Raw genomic sequence first — 24428 nt, forward strand, 5'->3', positions numbered from 1 at the left:
AAGCACCATCACATAGTCAAAGGCTTCATGTTTACGCTGTTTCATCATCCGTTCTGCCCGCATTCGCGGTTCATCCGCCTGATCGCGGGAGAATACGGGCTTGAGCTGAAGCTGATCGAAGAGCGCAGCTGGGAGCGGCGCGAAGCGTTTCTGCTGCTCAATGCGGCGGGCACGACGCCCGTTCTGGTGGACGACGAGCAGCCGCCGATCCCGGGCGCGGCGATCGTCGCCGAATATGTCGACGAGGCCTATGGCTCCGAGATGGGACTGAAGCGCCTGATGCCGGACACGATCGGCGAGCGCGTCGAGGTCCGCCGGCTGATGGCCTGGTTCAACGAAAAGTTCTTCGAGGAAGTCTCCCACCCGCTCGTCACGGAGCGCATCTACAAGCGCTTCATGAGCGAGGACAACGGTGGCGGCCCGCCCTCGGCCGACGTGATGCGCGCCGCCAAGGCCAACGTGCGCTATCATCTGGCCTATATCGGCTGGCTGGCGCAGACGCGTAATTTCCTCGCCGGCGACCGGCTCAGCTACGCGGATCTCGCCGCCGCGGCGCACCTCTCGGCGATCGACTATCTGGGCGACGTGCCATGGAGCGAGGACGACGCGGCAAAGGCGTGGTACGCACGGGTGAAATCCCGCCCGTCGTTCCGTCCGCTCTTGAGCGAATGGCTGGCCGGAGTGCCGGCGTCGCGGACCTACGTGGACCTCGACTTCTGAACTCCGATCCGACCGAACTGAAGACGGCGCTGGCAAACGAGGCCCGCGCGCTCGGCTTCGACTGCATCGGCATCACAGAGCCCGGCACGATCGAGAGCGCCGGACAACATTTTCTCGAATTCATCGCATCCGGCGGCCATGGCGACATGGACTGGCTCGCCGCGCAGCCGGAGCGCCGGGTCGATCCGCGCGGGCTGTGGCAGGACGTGCGTAGCGTCATCATGCTCGGCGTCAATTACGGCCCCGATCAGGATCCGCTCGCGATCCTGCAACAGCGCACGCGCGCGGCGATCTCGGTCTATGCGCAAGGCGACGACTATCACGACCTCATCAAGAAGCGCCTGAAGGCACTGGCGCGATGGCTGGTCGCGACCGCAACTCGTGAGGTGACGCCTTGCGAAGTGAAAGTGTTCGTCGACACCGCGGCCGTGATGGAGAAACCCTTGGCGCAAGCCGCGCGTCTGGGCTGGCAGGGCAAGCATACCAATCTGGTCTCGCGCGAATTCGGCTCATGGCTGTTTCTCGGCGCGATCTACACCACGCTGGAACTGCCGCGCGACGACGCCGAGATCGATCATTGCGGCTCGTGCCGGGCGTGCCTCGACATCTGCCCGACCGCGGCCTTCCCTGCGCCCTACAAGCTCGATGCGCGGCGATGCATCTCCTATCTCACCATCGAGAACAAGGGACCGATCCCGCGCGAATTTCGTAAAAGCATCGGCAACCGCATCTATGGCTGCGACGATTGCCTCGCCGCCTGTCCCTGGAACAAGTTCGCGCAGGAGGGCCGTGAGGCCAAGCTCGCCGCACGTGACGCTTTGCGCGCGCCAGGTCTCGCCGAGCTCGCGCGGCTCGACGACGCGTCGTTCCGTGCGCTGTTCACGAAGTCTCCGGTGAAGCGCATCGGCCGCGACCGCTTTTTGCGCAACGTGCTGATCGCGATCGGCAACTCCGGCGATGCGGCACTGGCGGACGAGGCGCGGCGATTGCTGGGCGATGAGAGCACGCTGGTGCGCGGGGCTGCGGTGTGGGCGCTGGGGCAGTTGATGCCACGGGATGAGTTCGAGGCGATCAGGACGAATGCGATTGCTGGCGAGAGCGACGAAAGCGTGCGTGAGGAGTGGCGCACCGCCCCCTAATCCTCCGCTGTCATGCTCCGCGAAAGCGGGGCATCCAGTACGCCGCAGCCCATCGATTCAATCACTGCCAGCTCGGAGTACTGGATCGCCCGGTCAAGCCGGGCGATGACACCTGTTGTTGTGGCGAGCAGGCACGCTCTCGCCACCCTTGATTTCCCCACACGTTCCTTCAAGCTCGCGCATCATGACAAACATGCCTTTCTTCACCCGCGACGGCGACACATTCCACCCGACGGAAGTCGCCAACGGCCCGTGGGATCCGAAATCGCTGCACGGACGCGTCATCGTCGGCCTTCTCGGCTTCGCCATCGAGGAGCGCCATTCCGGCCCCGAATTCGTGCCGGCGCGGCTGACCGTGGATATGTTTCGGCTGCCGACCATCGACAAGCCGATCGAGGTGACGACACGGCTGGTGCGCGACGGGATGCGCATCCGCGTCGTGGAAGCGGAGTTCTTTTCCGGCGGCGTCGGCATGGCGCGCGCCTCGTGCCAGCTGTTGCGTCGAACGCAGAATCCGGACGGCAATGTCTGGTCGCCGCCGAACTGGGACGCGCCGAAGCCGGCCGACATTCCCAAGCCGACCGATCCCAGGCTCGGCATGAACGGCAAATGGACCACGCGACCGATCGTCGGCCAGATGGGCTCGCTCGGGCCACGAAAGCTCTGGATGAGCGAGGTGCGCGAGCTGGTCGCGGGCGTGCCGATGACGCCGTTCGTCCATGTCGCCACCGGCGCCGACTTCGCCAGTCCGTTCGCGAACGCCGGTGACAAGGGGCTCGGCTACATCAACAGCGACGTCACAATCTATCTGCACCGCCCGCCGGTGACGAGCTGGATCGGCTTCGAGGTGGTGAACCACCAGGCCACCGACGGTGTCGCGATCGGCGAATGCTGGCTCTATGACGAGCAGGGCCCGATCGGCACCGCCACGGTCGCCGCGCTGGCGCAGCGCAAGCCGATGGTAAATCCGTCGAAGCGGTAGGTGCGCAAGAACGACGGCTAGGCGAGATGCCGCTTCATCTCAGGCCGCGCCTTGAGCTCCGCGCCTTGCCTAGCGACGATCTTCGCAATCCGTTCCGGCGCAAACTTCAGATCGACAAACGCCGGCGCCGTGTTGGCGACCTCGTGATAGCTGACGATCCTACCGTCGCGAAGCGTCATGATCGCCACGCCCTCGAACATCGCCCGCGCGCCATTCGTCTCCGGCAAGGTGGAGCGGTAGCTGAACGTGTAGCGCGTATAGAGCGTGGTGCCGTTCGACACCGGGTCGTGCATGTCCCAGCGGAAGTCGGTCGCCGTGCGATAGAACCAGTCGTCGATCATCGCGGCGATCTTCTCGCGGCCGGCGAAGGCGCCGTAGAACACGTCGTGATAGACGCCGTCCTCGGTGAAGAGATCAGCGAACGCTTTTCCGTTGCGTTGTTCGACGGCGTCGCAGAACGCGCGCAGCATGGCGGTGGTGGTCATCGGCGATTCTCCCCTCCCATTCTCAGTCATGTCCCGGCTTGACCGGGGCATCCAGTACGCCGCGGCTTCTCGGCTTGAGCACGAGCGCCTCTGGAATACTGGATCGCCCGATCAAGTCGGGCGATGACACCGAGTGCTAGGTGGCGATTTCACCCGATCTCGGCCACGGCGGCAAGAATGCGGGCGATGTCCTGCGGGCGCGAGAGGCGGTGATCGCCGTCCTGGATCATGGTCAGCACGACGTCGTCGGCCGGCAGGCGATGGGTCAGCGCGAACGCGTGCTGCCAGGGCACGTCAGGATCCTGCGCACCTTGCAGGATGCGGACGGGACAGCCGAGATCGATGGCGCTGCCGAGCACGAGGTGGTTGCGCCCCTCCTCGATCAGATTTCGCGTGATCGGATGGGGCGAGCCGTCGCCATAATCCGATGGTCTCAGCCAGACGCCTTTGGTCTCGATTTCTTTCTTCACCGCGGCCGGAAAATTCTTCCACATCAGCTCCTCGGTGAAGTCCGGCGCCGGCGCGATCAGCACCAGGCCCGCCAGCGAGGCCTTGCCAGAACGCTTTTTGATCTCGCGCGCGAGCAGCAGCGCCATCCAGCCGCCCATCGACGAGCCGATCAGGACTTGCGGGCCGTCGCAGAATCGCTCGAACACCGCGACGCTTTCCTCGAGCCAGCGCCCGATGGTTCCGTCGGCGAAATCGCCGCCGGATTCGCCGTGGCCGGAATAATCGAAACGGACCACGGCGCGGCCGTGGTCCCGGGCCCATTCGTCCAGCGCCACGGCCTTGCTGCCCCGCATGTCCGATTTGAACCCGCCGAGCCAGACCAGTCCCGGTCCTTGACCAGGTTCTGGACCAGATTCTTGACCAGATTTTTGGGCCGCGCGGCGGCGCACCGCGATCCGGCGTGCGGAGGGGCCTTCGCCCACATCGATGAAGTCGAGCACGGCATCGGGAATTGGGTGATTCATGGAACGTTTACTCTGGCTGTGCGGTTTGAGCTGTCCGGACGTGCTCCGCAGCGCAGCTGGACGTCGTCATTGGCCCTTTGGGACGCTTGCGGAACAGAAGCAAGGTGTCTATGTCCCTCTGCGTGCCCCGCCGTGGCCAAAATGCCTCGCATTTGAGGCTTTTTCGACCGCCGCACGAGCGATTGCTTGCCGGCAACCGTATCTTCCTGCAAAATAGCCGCCTCTTTTCATAACTTTGGAGAACCACCCATTCGCCGTCCAAATAAAGCCCCGCCCACTGCCGCCAAAGACGGGCCGCGCATCAATGACGATATTCGCAATGCGCAGATCCAGCTGATCGATCAGACCGGTGACAACAAGGGCACCATCGAGACCGTTGCGGCTATCCGCTTGGCCCAGGAAGCCGGCATGGATCTGGTCGAGATCTCGCCGAACGTCAGCCCTCCCGTCTGCAAGATCATGGACTACGGGAAGTACAAGTACGCCGCGCAGAAAAAAGCCACTGAAGCCCGCAAGCGGCAGAAGATCGTCGAGATCAAGGAGATCAAGCTCCGCCCGATGATCGACGACCACGATTACGAAGTGAAGATGCGCGCCATGCAGCGGTTCTTCGAAGAAGGCGACAAGGTCAAGATCACCCTGCGCTATCGCGGCCGCGAAATGGCGCACCAGGAGATCGGCACCAAGCTGCTCGACAAGATCAAGACCGACGTCGCCGAGCTCGCCAAGGTGGAGCAGGACGCGCGGTTCGAGGGCCGTCAGGTCGTCATGGTTCTGGCGCCGCGCTGACGCCGGTTCTTTAGGCTGAAGAATTCAACGGTCCGTCCGGATCTCCGGCGGGCCGTTTTGTTTTTTGTCGGATATTCGAGCCGCGAGCACCGCTGCGACCTCTCCGGCTTGCGGGAGAGGGAGCGCACCTCCATCGCGGAGATGGCTCGCTCGAATTACGTCCTTGTCGCCTGCCAGATGCCGCTGCAGCGGTCGCCGGAGATGATGCCGTGCCAGGAGCCGGTCCCGGCCGCGCCGGCGAGCCGGCCGCCGCCGCTGGCATGGGACGCCCCGACCGAAACCTCGACCGCGACGCCACCGCTGCGATTGACCTTGCCGGAGACCCGGCCACCGCCGGCGGACGACACCCGACTGCCGGCGACGGTGAAGGGAACGCTGTAGCCGGAGCTGCAATTGCCGCGGGTGGTGGCGAAGGTGACGTTCCAGACGCCGTCATAGCCGCGGATGCGAGCATCGGCAGTCGACGGAAACGCAGCCATGGCGAGCACAGCCAACAGCGCCAGGCGGCGCGGACGAGCGACATCCGTCAAAGACGGAAGCGATTGGGAAAAATAGGGCATTTTAATCCTGCTCCGGGCGACACGGCTCGGACATGAGGTTAGCAATTCCGGATAGTCGGCGGCTAGGTTCCACCGGTTCATCGTTGCCAATTCGCCCGTCCTCTGTCATAAGCCCAGCCTTCATTGCCCGGCTGATTAAGGGCTGCCGTGGCGGTGTCCGTGCGGGTTTCGCGCTTGTTCGTAAAACCTGAGCACAATCAACGCTCTAACGAGCATTTTGACGGCCAGCCGCCTTCGCGGGCGGATTTCTATGGCCATTAGGAGAGCCAAATGCCCAAGCTGAAGACCAAATCGGGCGCTAAAAAGCGCTTCAAGGTGACTGCCACCGGCAAAGTGATGTTCGCTCATCGCAGCAAGCGTCACGGCATGATCAAGCGGACGAAGAAGCAGATCCGGCAGCTGCGCGGCACCGCCGTGCTGTTCAAGACCGACGGCGACAACGTCAAGAAGTACTTCTTGCCGAACGCCTGATCGCGTCCACGATCATTGCCACCCGCGCCGCAGCTTTCGCGGCGATCCGAACATCAAGTCATCTTTCGAAGGATATTTGTCATGGCTCGCGTCAAACGCGGTGTGACCGCCCACGCCAAGCACAAGAAAGTCTACAAGGCCGCCAAGGGTTTCCGCGGCCGCCGCAAGAACACGATCCGCACCGCCAAGCCGGCGGTCGAGAAGGCTCTCGTGTATGCCTTCCGTGATCGCAAGCGCAAGAAGCGGACGTTCCGCGCGCTCTGGATCCAGCGCATCAACGCTGCCGTGCGTCCGTTCGGCCTGACCTACAGCCGCTTTATCGACGGCATGGCCAAGTCCGGGATCACCGTGGACCGCAAGGTGCTGTCGGATCTCGCGATCAACGAGCCCGCGTCGTTCCAGGCGATCGCCGAGAAGGCCAAAGCCGCTCTGGCGGCCTGAGCACGCCCGCGCTAACGGCCGGCTCCGCCGGCTTTCAGCGCGCGTTGCGAGTAGCGCTGGGCGATCTCCGCCCGGCAGAATGCTGTGAACGACAGATACATGGTGCCGGATTTATTCCGGTACTTCCGGTCGCACACGCGCATCTCGCGTTGGTAAGCCCGTTTCCGCGCAATGTTGAGGCCGGGCATGAAGTCCGCCTCGCATTTCTTCTCGACGGCGGCGCCGAGCTGGACATCGCCGCTCGCGGTCAATTGGCAATCCTGAAACACCTTCATCGCACTTTCGCAGCCCTTCTGGGCACCGATGGTGTCGACGACCTCGTCCAGCGTCATGGATTTCTCCATGCAGACCATGGCGCGCGCCGGGGTGCTCGCGACCAAGAGAACGACGGCGAGAGCAGCCAGACCGGATCTTGAGAGCATCGCGAAAGCCTCCTCGTATCCCCCTTGGTGCCAGCCTCCCGCGCGAGGTTCAACCCAGCCGCTCGTCAGCCCGAATGACCGGCTTTTCGCTTGACGTTACGGCCTTCGGGCGGCGACAACCCAGCCGAATTTGGCAGCAGGGATTTGACCGTGTCCGACCTCGCAACGCTCGAAACATCCATCCTCGACCAGATCGCCGCCGCCGGCGACGAGGCCGCCCTCGAAGCGGTGCGTGTCGCGGCCCTCGGCAAGAAGGGCTCGATCTCGGCGCTGCTTGCCACGCTCGGAAAAATGTCGCCGGACGAGCGCAAGACCCAGGGCGCTGCGATCAACCAGGCCAAGGACAAGGTCACCGAAGCGCTCGCCGCGCGGCGCGACGTCTTGAAATCGGCGGCGCTCGACGCGCGGCTTGCGTCGGAAACCATCGACGTCACCCTGCCGTTGCGCGATGCGCCGGCCGAGGCCGGCCGCATCCATCCGCTGAGCCAAGTCTGGGACGAGCTGACCACGATCTTTGCCGACATGGGATTCTCGGTCGCCGAAGGCCCGGATATCGAGACCGACGATTACAACTTCACCAAGCTGAATTTTCCGGAAGGCCATCCCGCGCGCGAGATGCACGACACCTTCTTCTTCCATCCGAAGGAGGACGGCTCCCGCATGCTGTTGCGCACCCACACCTCGCCGGTGCAGGTGCGCACCATGCTGAGCCAGAAGCCGCCGATCCGCGTGATCTGCCCGGGCCGCACCTATCGCATCGATTCCGATGCGACCCACACGCCGCAATTCCACCAGGTCGAAGGCCTCGTCATCGACAAGCACTCCCATCTCGGCCACCTCAAATGGATCCTGCACGAGTTCTGCAAGGCGTTCTTCGAGGTCGATCACATCAACATGCGCTTCCGGCCCTCGTTCTTCCCGTTCACCGAACCGTCGCTGGAAGTCGACATCCAGTGCCGCCGCGACAAGGGCGAGATCCGCTTCGGCGAGGGCGAGGACTGGCTCGAGATTCTCGGCTGCGGCATGGTGCATCCGAACGTGCTGCGCGCCTGCGGCATCGATCCCGACGAGTACCAGGGCTTCGCCTGGGGTATGGGCATCGACCGCATCGCCATGCTGAAATACGGCATCGCCGATTTGCGCCAGCTGTTCGACAGCGACGTCCGCTGGCTGTCCCATTACGGCTTCAAGCCGCTCGAAGTACCGACGCTCGCGGGAGGGCTGAGCTCGTGAAATTCACCCTCTCCTGGCTGAAGGAACATCTCGACACCGACGAGCCCTTGGACAAGCTCGCCGAGAAGCTCACCATGATCGGGCTCGAGGTCGAGAACATCGAGGACAAGGCGAAGGCGCTGAAGCCCTTCACCATCGCGAAGGTGATATCCGCCGAGCAGCATCCGAATGCGGATCGGCTGCGCGTGTGCATGGTCGACACCGGCGACGGTGGAGCGCCCGTGCAGGTGGTGTGCGGCGCGCCGAATGCGCGGACGGGTCTCGTCAGCGTGTTTTCGCCGCCCGGCACCTACATTCCCGGCAAGGACATCACGCTCGGGGTCGGCACCATCCGCGGCGTTGAGAGCCGCGGCATGCTGTGCTCGGCGGCTGAATTGCAGATTTCCAACGACCATGACGGCATCATGGAATTGCCCGCGGATGCGCCGATCGGCGCTGCTTACGCCGCATGGGCCGGCCTCGGCGATCCCGTGGTCGAGATCAATCTGACGCCGAACCGGCAGGACTGCACCGGCGTGCATGGTATCGCGCGCGATCTTGCCGCCGCCGACATGGGCAAATTCAAAGATCCCACCATCAAGCCGATCAAGGGCGAATTCCCGTGCCCGGTGAAGGTCACGGTCGAGGACGCGACGCTGTGCCCGGGTTTTGCGCTTCGTCTCGTGCGTGGCGTGAAGAACGGACCGTCGCCGGAATGGCTGCAGAAGCGGCTGACCGCGATCGGCCTGCGTCCGATCAACGCGCTGGTCGACATCACCAACTTCTTGACTTACGACCGCGCACGACCGCTGCACGTGTTCGACGCGAAGAAAGTGAAGGGCAATCTCGTGGTGCGCCGCGCCCGTGACGGCGAGACGCTGCTCGCGCTCGACGGCCGCAGCTACAATCTCGATCCCGCGATTTGCGTGATCGCGGACGAGCACGGCGTCGAATCGCTCGCCGGCATCATGGGCGGCGAGGCCTCGGGCTGCGACGAGACCACCACCGACGTGCTGATCGAATCGGCGCTGTGGAACGAGATCAACATCGCCCAGACCGGCCGCAAGCTCGGCATCAATTCGGACGCGCGTTATCGTTTCGAGCGCGGTGTAGATCCGGCCTTCATGGTGCCGGGGCTGGAGCTCGCGACGAAACTGGTGATGGAGATGTGCGGCGGCACGCCGTCCGAGAACGTCGTTGTCGGCAAGACCTTCGGCGACGACCGCGTGATCGATTTCCCGGTCACCGAGGTCAAGCGGCTCTCGGGCATCGAAGTGCCGATGCCGGAGATGAAGCGCATCCTGACCCATCTCGGCTTCATGATGGCGGGCCCGGGCCCGGTCGTGAAGGTCGCGGTGCCGTCGTGGCGCACCGACGTGCACGGCAAGGCCGACATCGTCGAGGAAGTCGTCCGCATCCACGGCGTCGACAAGGTGCCGATGACGCCGTTCGAGCGCGGCGAGGACGCACGCAAACCCGTGCTGACCCCGCTCCAGCTCCGCACCCGCCGCGCCAGGCGCGCGCTGGCGAGCCGCGGCATCATCGAAGCGGTGACCTGGTCCTTCATCACCAAGTCCGCCGCAAAGCTGTTCGGCGGCGGCCAGCGCGAACTCGAGGTCGCCAACCCGATCGCATCGGATTTGTCCGACATGCGCCCGACCCTTTTGGCGGGCCTGATCGCGGCGGCGCAGGCCAATGCCGATCGCGGCTTTGGCGATGTCGCGCTGTTCGAGGTCGGGCAGGTGTTCAAGGGCGATCGCCCGCAGGATCAGTTCATGGCGGCAAGCGGCGTCCGCCGCGGCTTTGCGTCGTCGCAAGGTCTGGGACGACACTGGTCGGGTTCGGCGCAGGCTGACTTGTTCGACGCCAAGGCCGATGCGCTCGCGGTGCTCGCCGCCGCAGGGGCACCGATGCAGGCCCTTCAGATCGTCGCGGGCGGCCCGTCCTGGCTGCATCCCGGGCGATCCGGTACGATCCAGATCGGGCCGCAGAACGTGCTGGGTTATTTCGGGGAGATGCATCCGCGCGCACTCGAGGCGCTCGGTGCCGGCGGCCCGCTGATGGTATTCGAGGTGATCCTCGACCGCATCCCCGAGGCGAAGAAGAAGCCGACCCGTGCCAAGCCCGTGATCGAGCTGTCGGCATTCCAGCCGGTCTCACGCGATTTCGCCTTCATCGTCGATCGCACCGTGAAGAGCGGCGATATCGTGCGCGCGGCTCAGGGCGTCGACAAGAAGCTGATCACCGCCGTGAACGTGTTCGACGTCTACGAAGGCAAGGGCATCGACGATGGCAAAAAGTCGATCGCCATCGCGGTAACGATCCAGCCGCGCGAAAAGACCCTGACCGACCAGGAGATCGAGGCCGTCGCCGCGAAGATCGTGGCGGAGGTGACGAAGAAGACCGGCGGCACTTTGAGAGCATGATCATGCTCGAGAAATCTAGAGCATGAGTCTCACTGACTTTCTTCCAAAGGACGTCAGCCTCACCGTTGCGATGGCGCTCTGCGCCGTCGCTTTCGTTTCAGGCACCGCGCGCGGCTTCTCGGGCTTCGGCTCGGCCCTGATCTTCATGCCGCTGGCGAGCAGCATCGCGGCGCCGCGTCTGGTTGCCGCACTGCTCCTCGTGATCGACTTCGTCGCGGCCGCGCCGCTGCTGCCCGACGCCTGGCGCAAGGCCGACCGCAAGGCCACCGCCGTGATCGTGCTGGGCGCGCTGGTCGGCGTCCCCGTCGGCACCTATTTCCTCAGCGTGCTCGAACCCGTCACGACGAGATGGATCATCTCCTGCTTCGTCGCCGCGCTGCTGCTTCTGTTGCTGTCGGGCTGGCGCTATCGCGGCAAGGACCACGCTTGGCTTTCGGTCGGCATCGGCAGCCTCTCCGGCTTCTGCAGCGGCCTCGCCCAGACCGGAGGCCCGCCGATCGTCGGCTACTGGCTCGGCCGTCCCATCGCCCCGATCGTCGCGCGCGCCAACATCCTGCTGTTTTTCGGCGCGTCGGACTTCTTCTCGATGATCAGTTACGCGACCACCGGCCTGATCAGCCGCGAATCGCTCGTGCTCTCGCTCATCGTCGGGCCGGTCTATGCGATCGGCGTCGCCTTTGGCGCGTCGCTGTTCGGCCGCGCCAGCGAGAAAGTGTTTCGCGCGATTTGCTACGCGCTGATCGCGGTGGCCGTGATTGCGGGACTGCCGGCGCTCGATGGAATTTTGCGGTAAGCAATCCATTGTCGTCCTGGCGAAAGCCAGGACCCATTACTCCGGTCAGCGTTTGTAGCGCGAGCAGGTGACCAAGAATCTCCGCCAAACCAATCCCTAGGGTAATGGGTCCTGGATCTACGCTTCGCTTCGCTGCGCTTGTCCAGGACGACGACTAATCAATTCCTCTGCGACTGCGGCGCCCGCCGCTTCTTCGTCGACTGCGTCGGGACATCGACCGGCTCGTCCTTGAGCGCGCCGATCTTGCGCAAGGCCGCGTCCGCGGCCCGCTCGCCGCTTTCCCAGGCGCCGTCGACGGTGCCCCACAGCGTCTCGTGCGTGGCTTCGCCGGCGAGGAACATGTTGCCGATCGGCTCGGCAAGGATTCTTCGCGAGAGCTGACCGCCGGGCGAGGCCGCCGACATCGCACCCATCACGAACGGCGAGGCGTTCCAGCGCGTCACGCTGGCTTTCTGCACGGCGGCGGCGACCTCGCTGCCGAACAGCTTCGTGATCCATTCCCTGGCGAAGGCCGTCATCGCCTTCTCGCCTTGCTGGGTGAGATCGCGGCCGAACGAGCCACCGACGTCGATCGAACATAGCGAGGAACCGCCGATATTGGCGAACATCAGCGCCGTGCGCGTCGAATTGCTCTGCTCGATCAGGATGTCGTCGCGCGACAGGCCGAGCGGATTGCCCGGTAGCTGCAGCACGATGTGATCGTAGCTGCCGAGCGTGAGCTTCGAGGCGGCATCGAGCGTGCGCTTTGGAATGTCAGGCCCAAACTTGATCGCGCCCGAAATCAGCACATTGGTCGAGACCGTGATGATGGCGGCGCGTGCGGCGATCCTGCCGGCCTGTGTCTCCACGCTGACGTCGCGATTGCTCCAGACGATCCGACTCGCCGGCGTCGACAGCGCGACCGGCGCCTGCTCACCGAGTTTGGTGATCAGGGTCCCAAGGCCCTGGCGGCAGGCGATCGCGGCGTTGCGATCCTGTGCCCGCGCCTTGTCGATCGCAGACAACTCCTTCAGGTCCTTGCCGGCGAAGCTCGCGCCCAGCATGAACTCGGCCGCGCCGGCCCAATCGCCGAGGTCCTTCGGCAGCACCGAGGCGCAGGCGGTATCAAGCTTGCCGCGCGCGGCCTCGTCGATGGCGCGGTTGGCGCGCACCAGCGCCGCCAGGAATTCCTCGGTCTCGCCGGCGCGTGCGTTGCGGCGACCGATGCGCATCTTCTGGCCTGACGGCGCCGGCAGAACGTCGAGCCCGGCGCTGCGCGCCAGCCGGATCATCGGATTGGTGTCGGGATTGTGCATCCAGCGCGCGCCGCGATCGAACGGCGTGTCGAAGGTGGTCGTATCCGTGATGCAGCGGCCGCCGATCTGCGATGCAGCTTCCACCACCACGACCTTGCGATTGGCCGCCATGATGCGCCGCGCCGCGGCAATTCCGGCCGCACCCGCACCGATCACGACGATGTCAGCCTCGCGCGGCAGGGTCGCGGCGGTTGCGCGCAGGACCGGCATCGCGGCAAGGCCCGCCGATGCCGATAGGAACCTGCGGCGCGTGATTGTCATGGCATGGTTTCCGGAGACTTGCAGCAAACGGGAACAGCTAGCGAACCTTGCCGTATCTGATGTTGCGCGGCAACCATCATGGTGAATCAATCGTGCTTGATGTCACAGAGCGATGAACCGAATTGCAACACGTTCAGACCATGGTAGAGAAGAGAAAAAGACGGCCGGAAAAGGCCGTGGGGGAGTTTTGAAATGGGGACGGTCCTTGATTCAGTCGGCAAGCTGATTGCCGCGTACCTCTCGAAGGAGGTGCCGGGCTATGAGCCGTTCACGCCGAGCGACCCCGAGCATCTGCGCGGCGTCATCGAGCCGGGTGACGTGCTGCTGGTCGAGGGCAACAACCGCATCTCGGGCATCATCAAATATCTGACGCAGTCGACCTGGTCCCACGGCGCCCTCTATGTCGGCCCGATCGAGGGCGCGGAAGAGCCCGACGGCGAGCCGCACGTGCTGATCGAGGCCAATATCGGCGAAGGCGTCACCTCCGCGCCGCTATCGAAATATTTCCCCTATCACACCCGCGTCTGCCGCCCGGTCGGGCTGTCCTATGAGGACCGCACCACGGTCTGCCGCTATGCGATCAACCGCATCGGCTTCGGCTACGACACCAAGAACATCGTCGACCTGATGCGCTTTCTGTTTCCGCTGCCGATCCCGCAGCGCTGGCGGCGCCGCATGATCTCGATCGGCTCGGGCGATCCCACCAAGATCATCTGCTCGGCGCTAATCGCGCAGGCGTTCGACGCCGTGCGCTATCCGATCCTGCCGAAGATCACCAAGGCCGGCAGCCGTGCTGCTCGCCGCGAGATCCTGCACATCCGCGATTCCTCGCTCTACATGCCCCGCGACTTCGACATCTCGCCCTATTTCGAAGTCGTCAAACCCACCATCGTGCACGGCTTCGACTACACCGCCTTGCACTGGGCCGACAAGCAGAAGCCGCTCGAGGAGGTAGCCGGCACCTTCGGTGTGTTTCCAGAAACGTTCAGTGCGCCGCCGCTCGTTCCTGAAGCGTTTGACGAAGAGGCGCCGGTTTCGGCTGAAGAAGTGATGCGTGAGGCGGCTGCGGAGATGAGCGTTGCCTTCTCCGAGCATTTTGTGCTGCTGAACGATCTCGCAAAGTACCGCGCGCAGGGACACGCGTTGGAGATGGCGGCTTAGCCGTCCCTCCAACATCGTCATTGCGAGCGCAGCGAAGCGCTCCTCGCAATGACGGCGACCTACCGCTCCGCCCGCCCAATCACCGCCATCAGCTCTGCGATCTTCTCGCGCTGATCGGCCTTGTCGCCGCTCGCGATCGCATGCTCGACGCAATGGGCGACGTGATCTTTCAAAACCTCTTCCTCTACCCGGCGCAGCGCGGCGCGCACCGCCGAGATCTGCGTGACGATGTCGATGCAATAGCGGTCTTCCTCGACCATTTTCGAGAGGCCGCGAACCTGCCCCTCGATCCGGCCGAGACGTTTTCCGACGGATGCCTTGATGTCCTTGCGCATGCGGACTATATACCCCCCCAGGGTATAACTTGCAAGGCCGGAGCGTGGCAATGAACGACGCCGAACACGAGCACCATCACAAGCCGGAAACACATTCCGGATGCGGCTGTTCCAGTAAAGTTGCCTCGGTCGACAAGCCCGCCGCTGCCTCCTGCTGCGGCGCGCGCGGCGATCACGCGCATGACCACGGCGCCGCGGCAAAAGTCCGCGATCCCGTCTGCGGCATGACCGTCGATCCCGCGACGTCCAAGCACCGGTTCGACCATCAGGGCGCGACCTTCCATTTCTGCTCGGCCGGCTGCCGCACCAAATTCGCCGAGGATCCCGCAAAGTACCTCGCCAAGGACAAGACGCCCGAGCCCGAGATGCCGGCGGGCACGATCTACACCTGCCCGATGCATCCGCAGATCCGCCAGGCCGGGCCCGGAAGCTGTCCGATCTGCGGCATGGCGCTGGAGCCGGAAGTGGCGAGCCTGGAGACCGGCCCCAATCCCGAGCTTGCCGACATGACGCGGCGGTTCTGGATCGGCGGCGCGCTGGCTTTGCCGGCAGTGGTGCTGGAGATGGGCGGCCATCTCGCGGGCCCGCACAACTGGATCGATGCGACGCTGTCGAACTGGATCCAGCTCGTCTTCGCCACGCCTGTGGTGCTGTGGGCCGGCTGGCCGTTCTTCCTCCGCGGCTGGCAGTCGCTGCTGACGCGCAACCTCAACATGTTCACGCTGATCGCGATGGGCACGGGCGTTGCCTATGTCTACAGCCTGATCGGCACCATCGCGCCGCAGATTTTTCCGGCCACCTTCCGCGGCCATGAAGGCGCGGTCGCGGTTTATTTTGAGGCCGCGGCGGTCATCACCGTGCTGGTGCTGCTAGGGCAGGTGCTGGAGCTGCGCGCACGCGACGCGACCTCGGGTGCGATCAAGGCGCTGCTGCAGCTCGCCCCGAAGACCGCGCGCCGCGTCGATGCTGACGGCAGCGAGCACGAGGTCGAGATCGACGCACTTCATGCCGGTGACCGCCTGCGCGTGCGTCCGGGCGAGAAAGTGCCGGTCGACGGCGTCATTCTGGAAGGCCGTTCCTCGCTCGACGAGTCGCTCGTCACAGGCGAATCCATGCCGGTCACCAAGGAGACCGGCGCGAAGGTGATCGCCGGCACGCTCAACCAGTCCGGCAGCTTCATCATGCGCGCCGACAAGGTAGGCCGTGAGACGCTGCTGTCGCAGATCGTGCAGATGGTCGCGGACGCGCAGCGCTCGCGCGCGCCGATCCAGCGTCTCGCCGACCAGGTCGCGGGCTGGTTCGTGCCGATGGTGATTGCGGTCGCGGTCGCTGCCTTCGCGGCCTGGGCCTGGTTCGGGCCGGAGCCGCGGCTGGCCTTCGGCCTCGTCGCCGCCGTCAGCGTGCTGATCATCGCCTGCCCCTGCGCGCTTGGCCTGGCGACCCCGATGTCGATCATGGTCGGCGTCGGCCGCGGCGCGCAAGCAGGCGTCCTGATCAAGAACGCCGAGGCGCTGGAGCGGATGGAGAAGATCGACACGCTGGTGGTCGACAAGACCGGCACGCTGACCGAGGGCAAGCCGAAGGTGGTCGCGATCGTGCCGGCGGCCGGCTTTGCGGAAGACGACGTCCTCCGCATGGCCGCCAGCGTCGAGCGCGCCAGCGAGCATCCTCTGGCCGACGCGATCATGCGCGCGGCGAAGGAGAAGCAGCTCGCGCTGGGCCAGGTCGAGCAATTCGATTCGCCGACCGGCAAAGGCGCGACCGGCAAGGTCGATGGCAAAACCATCGTGCTCGGCAATGCCCGATATCTGACGTCGATCGGCGTCGACACCAAAACCCTCGATGGCGAGGCCGAACGGCTGCGCGGCGATGGCGCGACCGTGATCAACATGGCCGTCGACGGCCGGCTTGCCGGCCTGTTCGCGATCGCCGATCCGGTCAAGGCTTCGACCCCGGAGGCGCTGAAGGCACTGGCGGCCGAGGGCATCAAGGTCATCATGCTGACCGGCGACAACCGCACCACGGCGGAAGCCGTGGCGCGCAGGCTCGGCATCGCCGATGTCGAGGCCGAGGTGCTGCCGGACCAGAAGAGCGCGGTGGTGACGAAGCTGCAGAAGGCCGGCCGCAGCGTCGCGATGGCCGGTGACGGCGTCAACGACGCGCCGGCGCTGGCCGCTGCCGAAGTCGGCATCGCCATGGGCACCGGCACTGATGTGGCGATGGAGAGCGCTGGCGTCACGCTGCTGAAGGGCGATCTCACCGGCATCGTGCGGGCGCGAAAACTGTCGCAGGCGACGATGAGCAACATCCGGCAAAACCTGTTCTTCGCCTTCATCTACAACGCCGCAGGCATTCCGATCGCGGCCGGCATCCTCTATCCAACTTTCGGCGTGCTGCTGTCGCCGATCATCGCCGCGGCCGCGATGGCGCTGTCCTCGGTCAGCGTGGTCGGGAACGCGCTGCGACTGCGGGCAACGCGGCTGTGAGCGTCGCGGAATCCGTGTAAAATGGCATCGAGCTTGGGAGGGAGCATCTTGATGCAGCGAATTACGATCACGATCGAAGACGATCTGCTGGCAGAGATCGACGCTGCGGCGGAAGCGCGCGGCTACCAGAACCGCTCCGAGATCATCCGCGATCTCGCGCGCGCCGGCTTGCAACAGAGCAGCGAGGACACCGCACAGGCCGGGCCCTGCGTCGCCGGTCTCGTCTATGTCTACGACCACGCCGCCCGCGATCTCTCAAAACGCCTGGTGCAGGAATTCCATGGTCACCACGACCTCGCGCTGGCGACGCTGCACGTCCATCTCGACGACAACAATTGCATGGAGATGACGGCACTGCGCGGCGACGCCTCCGAGGTCAGACATTTCGCCGACCACATCATCGCCGAACGCGGCGTGCGTTATGGCCGTGTGGTGATGATTCCGACGGGGGACGGTAAGCAGGCGAAGGCGCGGAAGCAGGCGCACCGGCATGAGTAGATTTGCCGAATAGACGGTGCGTTCCCCTCTCCCCTTGTGGGAGAGAAGGGAAGAGCATTCCGCTTGCGGATTTAAGCTGCCTTCGCATTCCCACCCGGCAACCCGGCCCGCGCGATGCCGCCATACAGCGTTTCGTTCGGCATCTCCTCGCGCAGGATCCTGCGCACCGTGATCAGTTTCTCCAAATCGATGCCGGTCGGAAAACCCTTGCTCTCGCACAGGAACACGAGATCCTCGAACACGACATTGCCGGTCGCACCGGGCGCGAAGGGGCAGCCGCCGAGGCCGCCGAGCGAGCCGTCGAGGATTCGCGCGCCTTCGTCGAGCGCGGCGGCCGCGTTCGCGATGCCCATGCCGCGGGTGTCGTGGAGATGGATGCAGATCGGCTTTGACCCTGCAAGCTTCACGGCGGCGCGCGTCAGCTCCGCCACCTGCTTCGGCCCGGCATAACCGACGGTGTCGGCGATGCCGACGAAATCGACACCAGCCTCCAGGCATTTGTCGACCAGCCGCAGCACCTCCGCAGGGTCAACCGCCCCGGTGATCGAGCAGCCCAGCGCCATCGAGATCGCCGCGTTGACGAGCGGCTTGTGGCTGGTGGCATCGCGCATCTCGCACAGGCGTTTCAGATTGGCGATCGCGGACTCGCGCGAGCGGTGCGCATTGGCCTGGCTGTGCTCTTCCGTTGCCGAGACCACCGAGGCGATCTCGCCGACGCCGGATTCCAGCGCCTCGTTGACGCCGCGCTCGTTGAGCGCAAGCGCGATGCCATGCGCGCCGGGCAATGAAGCGACGGTCGCGACGACATTACGAACATCGACGAATTGCGGAAACGTCTTTGCCGGCAGGAACGAGCCGACCTCGAAATGCCGCACGCCGGCGGCATATTCCTCGCGCACCCAGCGCTGCTTGGCGTCGGTCGACGGAATTTTCTTCACGAGCTGGAGCCCGTCGCGCAGGCCGACTTCGCGCAGGCTGACGCGCTCTGCGGGGTAAATCCCCTGAATCCGGCTCATCCGCGCCTCCCTGTTGTTTTTGACGTGACGTCTTCGCTTTCGGTGTCGATCTCGGCGCGAACGGCCGCAGTGTCGGCGCCGAGCGGCGCGACCTTCAGGCCTTCGCCGATATGGCTGCCGTTCCATTCGATCGGCAGCGCCGGCACCCGGAACGGCTTGCCGTCGGCGGTGACATTGTTGACGAGCCCACCCGGCCGCAGCACATGTGGGTCGGTGAAGAGATCCTCGGGACGGTTGATCGGCGAGAAGCAGATGTTGAGCGCATCGAGCCTCTGCGACAGTTTTGTCACGTCCCATTGCCTGATGATCCCGGCGGCGCGCGGAATGATCCGCCCGCGCGCCAGGATGCGATCGGTCGTGGTGCGCAAGGCGGGATCATCGAGGAATTCAGTCAGGCCGAACTCGCGGCAAAAGCTCTGCCAATGGCCTTCAGTGACGACGCCGATGAAGATGCGCTCGCCGCCGGCGGTCTCGAAGATGTCGTAGATCGGCCAGGCATGCTCGCGCTCCGGCATCGAGCGCGGCTTGTTGCCGGTCATCTCGTATTCGACCATGTGCTGGGCAACCAGGAACAGGCAGTTCTCGAACAGGCCGATGCGAATGTCGGCGCCATCGCGTTTTCCACCGCGCTTCTGATAGAGCGCCGCGAGGATCGCGATCACGCCGAACATGCCGCCCATGATGTCGTTGGCGGACGAGCCGACGCGCTGCGGCTTTTCGCTGGTGCCGGTCATGGCGGCAAGGCCCGCCATCATCTGCACGACCTCGTCGAGCGCGGGGCGGTGCTCGTAGGGACCCGAGAGAAAACCCTTGTGGCCGGCGATGATCAGCTCTGGATGCCGGCGGCGCAGTTCGTCGGCGCCAAGCCCCTGCTTCTCAAGCTGGCCGTCGCGAAAATTCTCAAGGAACACGTCGGCCGTCGCCAGCAGCCGGTGCATGGTGTCGCGATCCTCAGGCTTCTCGAAATCCAGCACCACGCTGCGCTTGCCGCGGTTGAACAACGGGAAGAAGGCGGTGCCCATGCCCCCCAGGCTTCGGGTCTTGTCGCCCGCGGGCGGCTCGACCTTGATCACGTCGGCTCCGAGTTGTGCCAGGATCATGCCGCAGGTCGGGCCCATGACCATGTGGGTCATCTCGACGACGCGGACGCCTGCAAGCGGCAATCCGGCCGCCGATTCTTCCATCGCCATATAAGCCTGTTCCTTTGCGCGGCTGGTTCCGCGTGCTGTCTGAAGCAACCGTCTTGCCGAATTCATCGTGGCTTCGTTGATGCGAGCGGTCAATCCGGCCATAAGCGGCGCCGCCGATCTCCCTTGCCGAAGTGGCCCGGGGTGTCTACCTCTCGCGGGTGATGTCGTGAGAGGAACTCCCATGCTGGATGCCGCCGTCAAGGCGCTGTCGCAAATGATTTCGCCGCCGATGCGCTCGATCCTGTGGCGGTCGATCGGCGTCGCACTGGTGCTGATCATCGTGCTGGCGATCGGCTTGCAGCGGCTCCTGAGCTGGTTTGCGACCTATGGCGAGGCCTGGCTGGAAGGCCTGCTCGGTCCGGGCTGGCACTCATCGCTCGAGGTGTTGTCCTGGATCATTTCGATCGCCGCGGGCCTCGGCGTCGTGTTCGGGGCTGTGTTCCTGATGCCCGCGATTACCTCGGTGGTGGCGAGCCTGTTCGTGGACGACGTCGCCGACATCGTCGAGCGCGAGCACTATCCGGCCGAGCGGCCGGGCGTCGCGCTGCCGTTCAGCCAGGCGATCTACGAGGGCGTCAAGACCGCGCTGCTGACGATCCTGGTCTACCTGATCGCCTTGCCGCTGGTGCTTTTCGCGGGCGCCGGTTTCCTGGTCTTCTTCCTCGCCACCGCCTGGCTGCTCGGCCGCGAATATTTCGAGCTCGCGGCGATGCGGTTTCGCTCGCCGGAAGAAGCCAAGGCGATGCGGCGCGACAATGCCGCAACCATCTTCACCGCGGGCCTGTTCATCGCAGCCTTCGTCTCAATCCCGATCGTGAACCTGGCGACGCCGATCTTCGCCATGGCCTTCATGGTCCACATGCACAAGCGGCTCTCAGGCCCGCGGCCAGAGCTGATCGAGCCGGCGCGACAGATGCGGTAGAGCACAGGTCGGACGAGCAAACCTGGCGGCGCGATCATACGACGCGCCCTGGTCGGAACGTTCCGGTCCGCCGCATCTTGATTTTGCCCTTTGCCTCCGTATAGGTTCGCGGCATGATTTTCACGTCCACATTCCTCCCGCTGATCTGAGCGACCAAGTCGTTTCGGCGCACCGCGCCAATCAGATCACAACGGCTGCGCTGACGCGATGGCCGAACGGAGAATGTGCAATGCCCAAAACCGAGCGCATCGGCGTGACCTCTTGTCAGGTCCGGGACTTCATCGACGACGGTTTCATCAAGATCGAGAACGCCTTCAGCACGCAGCTTGCGGAGCAATGCAGGGAGGAATTGTGGGCGGATATTGGTCTGTCGCCACATGAGCCCGAAAGCTGGACCCGGCCGGTCATTCGCGTGGGATCGAAGTCTTCGCCACCATTCATTGAAGCCGCCAACACGCCGATCCTGCACGAAGCCTATGACCAACTCGCGGGTGACCGTCGCTGGATCGTGCCCAAAGCGCTCGGGACTTTTCCGATCCGCTTTCCCTCACCGGAATCCCCGGGTGATGATGGCTGGCATGTAGACATGAGTTTTGGCTTCAGCAATCCGGACTTCATGCAGTGGCGCGTTAATGTGAGGAGCAGCGGACGCGCATTGCTGATGCTCTTCCTGTTCTCGGACGTAGGTCCTGATGATGCGCCAACGAAGATACGGAAAGGTTCGCACACCACCATCGCCCGGGAGCTGCTGCCCCATGGCGATGCAGGGGCGACGCTGGGGCAGATCTCTGCCAACGGTTACGCTTCTACGGAAGATTTCGAGGTTGAACTGGCACTTGGTGCGGCAGGTACCGTTTATCTGTGCCATCCATTCCTGGTTCACGCCGCGCAACCTCACCGGGGGAAGCGCCCGCGTTTCATGGCACAGCCACCGCTGCTGCCAACAGGCGAGTTCGACGCGGCGTTGCCACCCTCGCCGGTTCAGATCGCCATCCGTCAGGCTTGTGGGCTAACGACGCCATGATCAGACAGCATCGAGGACCACCGACCTTGGTTACGTCTGGATCCCGAACCTATGTCAGCGACAGCCCGCATTTGCGCAACAGCATCCTGGCGAAGCCGAACGGCGCCGGCGTGAACGGGCCGGGCGGCGCACGGGTGACCAGCGCGACGACGCCGAGCGCGGCCATCGCCACCCAGAAGCACAGCCAGAAGCCGTCGATATAGGCGAGCACATTGGCCTCGCGCTGAACCAAGCCCGCGAGCGTACCGACCGCGCGTGCCTGGGCCGAGCCCGCACCATGGGCCGCAAAATGGTCGGCGAGCTGTTTCAGCATGCGGACCACGTCGACGTCACCGACGCCGAGATTCTGGCCGAGATAGAAGGAATGGATCTGCTCGCGGACGCGCAGCCACGTCCCCATCAACGCCACGCCGATCTCGGTGCCACCGAGCCGCATGATCTGGATATAGGCGGCAAACGAGGTGGCACGGCTCGGATCGGAATTGGACAGCAGTGTGATGATCAGCGGCAGCAAGGTCAGCGACTGCCCGATGGCCTGGAGCAGCACGATGCCGGCGAAATCCTCGCGCGCCCATTCATGGCTGAGCTGCGTGCCCCAGAGATTGGCGGCGGCGAAGCAGGCAAATCCCACGACCACCACCGTCCGCGTATCGAAATGCCGCAGCAGCCAGATCGAAAGCGGCACCAGCACGAACATCGGCAACGCGCCGTAGGTAAGCAGCAGCAAGCCACTCTGCTCCGGCCTGAGCAGGGCGATGGTGGCGAGGAAATTCGGCACCAGCGACGCGTTGGAGAGGCTGGTCAGCGTGTAGAGCAGAATCAGGACCAGCCCCAGGCCGATATTGCGCGAGAACAGCACGTTGATATGCGCCCATGGCTGTCGCACCAGGGCCTCGTTGACGAGGAAGCCCGCGACCAGCACCGCGCCGGCAATGATCAACGCCATCACCGTTCCCGACCGCAACCAGTCCAGCCGGTTGCCCTGGTCGAGCCCGGCGTAGATCATCGAGACGCCGGCGCCGAGCAGCAGCATGCCGCCCCAATCGGCCTCGCGCAGCAAAGCGCGATTCACCGGCTCGTTCGGCGTGCCCCAATAAACCATCAGGCCCATCAGGGGCGCGATCACGACGCTCTGCCAGTACAGCCATTGCCAGCCGAGATGGTCGACATAGAAGCCGACCAGCGAGCTCGAGGTGTCCAGCGCGAAGCCGACGCGGATCGAATAGATCGAGATCGCCGGGAGCCACCAGCGGATCGGCAAATTGCGGAACACGATCATCAGCGTCGCAGGCACGAAGGTGCCCAGCAAGAGGCCATGCACGACGCTGAGCGCGAGCAATGTCGGATAATCGTGCACGAACGGGATGATCAGCGAGACCGCGGCATAGACGAGGCTGGGGATGCCCAGCACGCGGCGCAGACCGAATACTGTGGCAAGCCAGGCCACCGCGGGCGCGATGAAGATCTGCGAGCCGATGCCCGCCGTGGAGAGCCATGCGCCTTCGTCGAACGAAAGCGAGAACGCGCCGCGCAGGTCCGGCAAGCCAATCGTGGTCAGGCGGCTGTCGAAATTGGCGAGGAACGAGCCGAGCAGCACTGCCGCCACCGCAAACAGCGGCTGCGGGGCGACGCCGCCGCGCGAGAGCGGTCCGCGGCTGGAATCGTCATTTTCCGCCATTACCGGCCTTGGTGTCGATGCTGGTGACGACCGACATGCCTGGCACCAGCCGCGCCAGCAGCGGCTGGTTGTCGTCGAACTGGATGCGCACGGGAATGCGCTGCACGACCTTGGTGAAGTTGCCTGTTGCGTTGTCCGGCGGCAGCAGCGCGACCTGCGCGCCGGTTGCGGGCGCAATGCGCTCCACCCGGCCGCGCAGCTTCTCACGCGGGAAACTGTCGACGGTGATCTCGACCGGCTGGCCCGGTGCGACGTGGGTAAGCTGGGTCTCCTTGTAGTTCGCGATCACGTAGACCTTCGGCAACGGCACGACGTTGATAAGGTTGGTGCCGATGTTGACGTAGTCGCCGGGTTGGACCTGCCGCTCGCCGACGACGCCGTCGAACGGCGCCGATATCTTGGTGTAGCCGAGCTTGAGCTTCGCACTTGCCAGTGTTGCCTTGGTCGCTTCGAGATCGGCGGCACGCTGTTTCCTGGTGCCTTGCAGGACTTCGAGCTGGTGCTGCTGGGCCGCGATCACCGCGCGGCTCGCGCGCACGTCGGCCTGCGCCTTGGCGTAGCCTGCGACCGCCTGCTCGAACCGCTGCCGCGTACCGGATTCGGTCTGCGACAGGGACTGCTGACGCTCCTGCTCCTGCCGCGCCTCGACCTCCACGGCTTCGGCCGAGAGCCGCGCGGCTTGCGCCTGCGCGATCGTCGCATATTGCAGCTCGATCTGGTTGGCCAGATTGTCGAGCACGGCTTGCGCGGCGGCGACCGCCGCTTCGGATTGCGCGACTTGCGCCTGATAGTCGGCAGGATCGATCTGGATCAGGAGATCGCCGGCCTTGACGCGCTGGAAGTCGGTGACCCCGACGCTCAGCACTTCGCCGGAGACGCGACTGGCGAGCCGCGTCAGCTCGGCGCGCACATAGGCGTCGTTGGTGGTCTGGACCACCGAATTGCCGACCCATTCGTCGAAGCGCTGCGTTGCCAGCGCGACGAAGCCGAGCGCGACGATCACCGCGAACAGCGGAATCGCGAGCCGGCTCCACAGCGAACTCGCCGGCCGCTGCGTTGGCTTCGGTGGCGGCGCCGGTGTGGCAGCAGGTGGCGACGACGGGATTTGTTCCTGCTGACTCACGATAGACTCCAAACCACTTTTCCGA

Annotated in this window: 24 protein-coding genes; 14 read left to right on the forward strand and 10 right to left on the reverse strand. The window is 64.7% G+C overall.

What is annotated here, in order from left to right:
- Window positions 1-27: 27 nt before the first annotated feature.
- The 3 genes from IVB45_RS36880 to IVB45_RS36890 all read left to right on the forward strand — a co-directional run bounded on the left by IVB45_RS36880 (window position 28) and on the right by IVB45_RS36890 (window position 2841).
- Window positions 28-720 (forward strand): glutathione S-transferase family protein, encoded by a 693-nt coding sequence (locus IVB45_RS36880; RefSeq protein ID WP_007598553.1) that lies wholly within the window; start codon window positions 28-30, stop codon window positions 718-720.
- Window positions 669-1859 carry a tRNA epoxyqueuosine(34) reductase QueG gene (gene queG / locus IVB45_RS36885; RefSeq protein WP_247357397.1) on the forward strand — a complete coding sequence of 397 codons (1191 nt, stop codon included), beginning with the start codon at window positions 669-671 and terminating at the stop codon, window positions 1857-1859. The genes IVB45_RS36880 and queG overlap by 52 nt, the downstream gene beginning before the upstream one ends.
- Window positions 1860-2043: 184 nt before the next feature.
- On the forward strand, window positions 2044-2841 hold the full coding sequence (locus IVB45_RS36890; RefSeq protein WP_247357396.1) for an acyl-CoA thioesterase domain-containing protein: 798 nt from the start codon (window positions 2044-2046) through the stop codon (window positions 2839-2841).
- 17 nt (window positions 2842-2858) lie between these two features.
- Here the strand turns inward: IVB45_RS36890 and IVB45_RS36895 are convergent, their stop codons facing one another.
- A complete protein-coding gene (locus IVB45_RS36895; protein WP_247357395.1) occupies window positions 2859-3326 on the reverse strand; it encodes a nuclear transport factor 2 family protein in 468 nt (155 codons plus the stop codon).
- A gap of 149 nt (window positions 3327-3475) precedes the next feature.
- Window positions 3476-4300 carry an alpha/beta hydrolase gene (locus IVB45_RS36900; protein WP_247357394.1) on the reverse strand — a complete coding sequence of 275 codons (825 nt, stop codon included), beginning with the start codon at window positions 4298-4300 and terminating at the stop codon, window positions 3476-3478.
- 249 nt (window positions 4301-4549) lie between these two features.
- On the opposite strand from IVB45_RS36900, the gene infC reads away from it, so the two are divergent.
- Window positions 4550-5089, forward strand: a complete 540-nt coding sequence (infC, locus tag IVB45_RS36905; RefSeq protein WP_155809540.1) for a translation initiation factor IF-3 — start codon at window positions 4550-4552, stop codon at window positions 5087-5089.
- Window positions 5090-5244: 155 nt separating this feature from the next.
- On the opposite strand, the gene IVB45_RS36910 is transcribed toward infC, so the two are convergent.
- Window positions 5245-5649, reverse strand: a complete 405-nt coding sequence (locus tag IVB45_RS36910; protein WP_027566193.1) for a hypothetical protein — start codon at window positions 5647-5649, stop codon at window positions 5245-5247.
- 270 nt (window positions 5650-5919) lie between these two features.
- Between IVB45_RS36910 and rpmI the strand changes: the two genes are divergently transcribed.
- A complete protein-coding gene (gene rpmI / locus IVB45_RS36915) occupies window positions 5920-6120 on the forward strand; it encodes a 50S ribosomal protein L35 (protein ID WP_007598540.1) in 201 nt (66 codons plus the stop codon).
- 81 nt (window positions 6121-6201) lie between these two features.
- Window positions 6202-6561 carry a 50S ribosomal protein L20 gene (rplT, locus tag IVB45_RS36920; RefSeq protein WP_007598538.1) on the forward strand — a complete coding sequence of 120 codons (360 nt, stop codon included), beginning with the start codon at window positions 6202-6204 and terminating at the stop codon, window positions 6559-6561.
- Between the two features lie 11 nt (window positions 6562-6572).
- Here rplT and IVB45_RS36925 read toward each other — a convergent pair whose 3' ends face one another.
- Entirely contained in the window at window positions 6573-6983 is a 411-nt protein-coding gene (locus tag IVB45_RS36925; protein WP_247357393.1) for a hypothetical protein, read from the reverse strand.
- A 150-nt stretch (window positions 6984-7133) separates the two neighbouring features.
- Here IVB45_RS36925 and pheS point away from each other — a divergent pair, with 150 nt between their 5' ends.
- From pheS to IVB45_RS36940, 3 genes are read left to right on the forward strand one after another with little or no spacing between them, the layout of a single operon-like run.
- On the forward strand, window positions 7134-8216 hold the full coding sequence (gene pheS / locus IVB45_RS36930) for a phenylalanine--tRNA ligase subunit alpha (RefSeq protein WP_106944075.1): 1083 nt from the start codon (window positions 7134-7136) through the stop codon (window positions 8214-8216).
- Window positions 8213-10621 carry a phenylalanine--tRNA ligase subunit beta gene (gene pheT / locus IVB45_RS36935; RefSeq protein ID WP_247357392.1) on the forward strand — a complete coding sequence of 803 codons (2409 nt, stop codon included), beginning with the start codon at window positions 8213-8215 and terminating at the stop codon, window positions 10619-10621. Before pheS ends, pheT begins: the two co-directional genes overlap by 4 nt.
- A gap of 22 nt (window positions 10622-10643) precedes the next feature.
- Window positions 10644-11414, forward strand: coding sequence for a sulfite exporter TauE/SafE family protein (locus tag IVB45_RS36940; RefSeq protein WP_247357391.1), 771 nt, complete (start codon window positions 10644-10646; stop codon window positions 11412-11414).
- 158 nt (window positions 11415-11572) lie between these two features.
- On the opposite strand, the gene IVB45_RS36945 is transcribed toward IVB45_RS36940, so the two are convergent.
- Complete coding sequence (locus tag IVB45_RS36945; RefSeq protein WP_247357390.1) at window positions 11573-12970, reverse strand: FAD-dependent oxidoreductase; 1398 nt, start codon at window positions 12968-12970, stop codon at window positions 11573-11575.
- Between the two features lie 192 nt (window positions 12971-13162).
- Here IVB45_RS36945 and IVB45_RS36950 point away from each other — a divergent pair, with 192 nt between their 5' ends.
- Window positions 13163-14131 carry a YiiX/YebB-like N1pC/P60 family cysteine hydrolase gene (locus IVB45_RS36950; RefSeq protein WP_247357389.1) on the forward strand — a complete coding sequence of 323 codons (969 nt, stop codon included), beginning with the start codon at window positions 13163-13165 and terminating at the stop codon, window positions 14129-14131.
- A 59-nt stretch (window positions 14132-14190) separates the two neighbouring features.
- On the opposite strand, the gene IVB45_RS36955 is transcribed toward IVB45_RS36950, so the two are convergent.
- Window positions 14191-14466, reverse strand: coding sequence for a metal-sensitive transcriptional regulator (locus tag IVB45_RS36955; protein WP_007598521.1), 276 nt, complete (start codon window positions 14464-14466; stop codon window positions 14191-14193).
- A gap of 50 nt (window positions 14467-14516) precedes the next feature.
- On the opposite strand from IVB45_RS36955, the gene IVB45_RS36960 reads away from it, so the two are divergent.
- Window positions 14517-16952 (forward strand): heavy metal translocating P-type ATPase, encoded by a 2436-nt coding sequence (locus tag IVB45_RS36960; protein ID WP_247357388.1) that lies wholly within the window; start codon window positions 14517-14519, stop codon window positions 16950-16952.
- Window positions 16953-17003: 51 nt separating this feature from the next.
- Window positions 17004-17450 (forward strand): nickel-responsive transcriptional regulator NikR, encoded by a 447-nt coding sequence (gene nikR / locus IVB45_RS36965; protein WP_247285069.1) that lies wholly within the window; start codon window positions 17004-17006, stop codon window positions 17448-17450.
- 71 nt (window positions 17451-17521) lie between these two features.
- On the opposite strand, the gene IVB45_RS36970 is transcribed toward nikR, so the two are convergent.
- Together IVB45_RS36970 and IVB45_RS36975 are read right to left on the reverse strand one after the other, a co-directional pair.
- Window positions 17522-18466 carry a hydroxymethylglutaryl-CoA lyase gene (locus IVB45_RS36970; protein ID WP_247357387.1) on the reverse strand — a complete coding sequence of 315 codons (945 nt, stop codon included), beginning with the start codon at window positions 18464-18466 and terminating at the stop codon, window positions 17522-17524.
- The gene (locus IVB45_RS36975; RefSeq protein WP_027566203.1) at window positions 18463-19656 is read right to left on the reverse strand and encodes a CoA transferase; all 1194 of its coding nucleotides are present in this window, start codon (window positions 19654-19656) and stop codon (window positions 18463-18465) included. The genes IVB45_RS36970 and IVB45_RS36975 overlap by 4 nt, the downstream gene beginning before the upstream one ends.
- A gap of 181 nt (window positions 19657-19837) precedes the next feature.
- Between IVB45_RS36975 and IVB45_RS36980 the strand changes: the two genes are divergently transcribed.
- Complete coding sequence (locus tag IVB45_RS36980) at window positions 19838-20578, forward strand: sulfate transporter family protein (protein WP_027566204.1); 741 nt, start codon at window positions 19838-19840, stop codon at window positions 20576-20578.
- 229 nt (window positions 20579-20807) lie between these two features.
- Window positions 20808-21602 (forward strand): phytanoyl-CoA dioxygenase family protein, encoded by a 795-nt coding sequence (locus IVB45_RS36985; RefSeq protein WP_247357386.1) that lies wholly within the window; start codon window positions 20808-20810, stop codon window positions 21600-21602.
- A gap of 49 nt (window positions 21603-21651) precedes the next feature.
- Here IVB45_RS36985 and IVB45_RS36990 read toward each other — a convergent pair whose 3' ends face one another.
- On the reverse strand, window positions 21652-23280 hold the full coding sequence (locus tag IVB45_RS36990) for an MFS transporter (RefSeq protein ID WP_247357385.1): 1629 nt from the start codon (window positions 23278-23280) through the stop codon (window positions 21652-21654).
- The gene (locus IVB45_RS36995) at window positions 23267-24403 is read right to left on the reverse strand and encodes an HlyD family secretion protein (RefSeq protein WP_247357384.1); all 1137 of its coding nucleotides are present in this window, start codon (window positions 24401-24403) and stop codon (window positions 23267-23269) included. The genes IVB45_RS36990 and IVB45_RS36995 overlap by 14 nt, the downstream gene beginning before the upstream one ends.
- Window positions 24404-24428 lie beyond the last annotated feature (25 nt).

The sequence above is a fragment of the Bradyrhizobium sp. 4 genome (assembly GCF_023100905.1).
In the GTDB taxonomy this organism is placed as follows: Bacteria; Pseudomonadota; Alphaproteobacteria; order Rhizobiales; family Xanthobacteraceae; genus Bradyrhizobium.

Coding starts and splice junctions, on each gene's coding strand:
- IVB45_RS36880 (WP_007598553.1), top strand. CDS start 28: ATGTTTACGCTGTTTCATCATCCGTTCTGCCCGCATTCGCGGTTCATC.
- queG (WP_247357397.1), top strand. CDS start 669: ATGGCTGGCCGGAGTGCCGGCGTCGCGGACCTACGTGGACCTCGACTT.
- IVB45_RS36890 (WP_247357396.1), top strand. CDS start 2,044: ATGACAAACATGCCTTTCTTCACCCGCGACGGCGACACATTCCACCCG.
- IVB45_RS36895 (WP_247357395.1), bottom strand. CDS start 3,326: ATGACCACCACCGCCATGCTGCGCGCGTTCTGCGACGCCGTCGAACAA.
- IVB45_RS36900 (WP_247357394.1), bottom strand. CDS start 4,300: ATGAATCACCCAATTCCCGATGCCGTGCTCGACTTCATCGATGTGGGC.
- IVB45_RS36910 (WP_027566193.1), bottom strand. CDS start 5,649: ATGCCCTATTTTTCCCAATCGCTTCCGTCTTTGACGGATGTCGCTCGT.
- rpmI (WP_007598540.1), top strand. CDS start 5,920: ATGCCCAAGCTGAAGACCAAATCGGGCGCTAAAAAGCGCTTCAAGGTG.
- rplT (WP_007598538.1), top strand. CDS start 6,202: ATGGCTCGCGTCAAACGCGGTGTGACCGCCCACGCCAAGCACAAGAAA.
- IVB45_RS36925 (WP_247357393.1), bottom strand. CDS start 6,983: ATGCTCTCAAGATCCGGTCTGGCTGCTCTCGCCGTCGTTCTCTTGGTC.
- IVB45_RS36940 (WP_247357391.1), top strand. CDS start 10,644: ATGAGTCTCACTGACTTTCTTCCAAAGGACGTCAGCCTCACCGTTGCG.
- IVB45_RS36945 (WP_247357390.1), bottom strand. CDS start 12,970: ATGACAATCACGCGCCGCAGGTTCCTATCGGCATCGGCGGGCCTTGCC.
- IVB45_RS36950 (WP_247357389.1), top strand. CDS start 13,163: ATGGGGACGGTCCTTGATTCAGTCGGCAAGCTGATTGCCGCGTACCTC.
- IVB45_RS36955 (WP_007598521.1), bottom strand. CDS start 14,466: ATGCGCAAGGACATCAAGGCATCCGTCGGAAAACGTCTCGGCCGGATC.
- IVB45_RS36960 (WP_247357388.1), top strand. CDS start 14,517: ATGAACGACGCCGAACACGAGCACCATCACAAGCCGGAAACACATTCC.
- nikR (WP_247285069.1), top strand. CDS start 17,004: ATGCAGCGAATTACGATCACGATCGAAGACGATCTGCTGGCAGAGATC.
- IVB45_RS36970 (WP_247357387.1), bottom strand. CDS start 18,466: ATGAGCCGGATTCAGGGGATTTACCCCGCAGAGCGCGTCAGCCTGCGC.
- IVB45_RS36975 (WP_027566203.1), bottom strand. CDS start 19,656: ATGGCGATGGAAGAATCGGCGGCCGGATTGCCGCTTGCAGGCGTCCGC.
- IVB45_RS36980 (WP_027566204.1), top strand. CDS start 19,838: ATGCTGGATGCCGCCGTCAAGGCGCTGTCGCAAATGATTTCGCCGCCG.
- IVB45_RS36985 (WP_247357386.1), top strand. CDS start 20,808: ATGCCCAAAACCGAGCGCATCGGCGTGACCTCTTGTCAGGTCCGGGAC.
- IVB45_RS36990 (WP_247357385.1), bottom strand. CDS start 23,280: ATGGCGGAAAATGACGATTCCAGCCGCGGACCGCTCTCGCGCGGCGGC.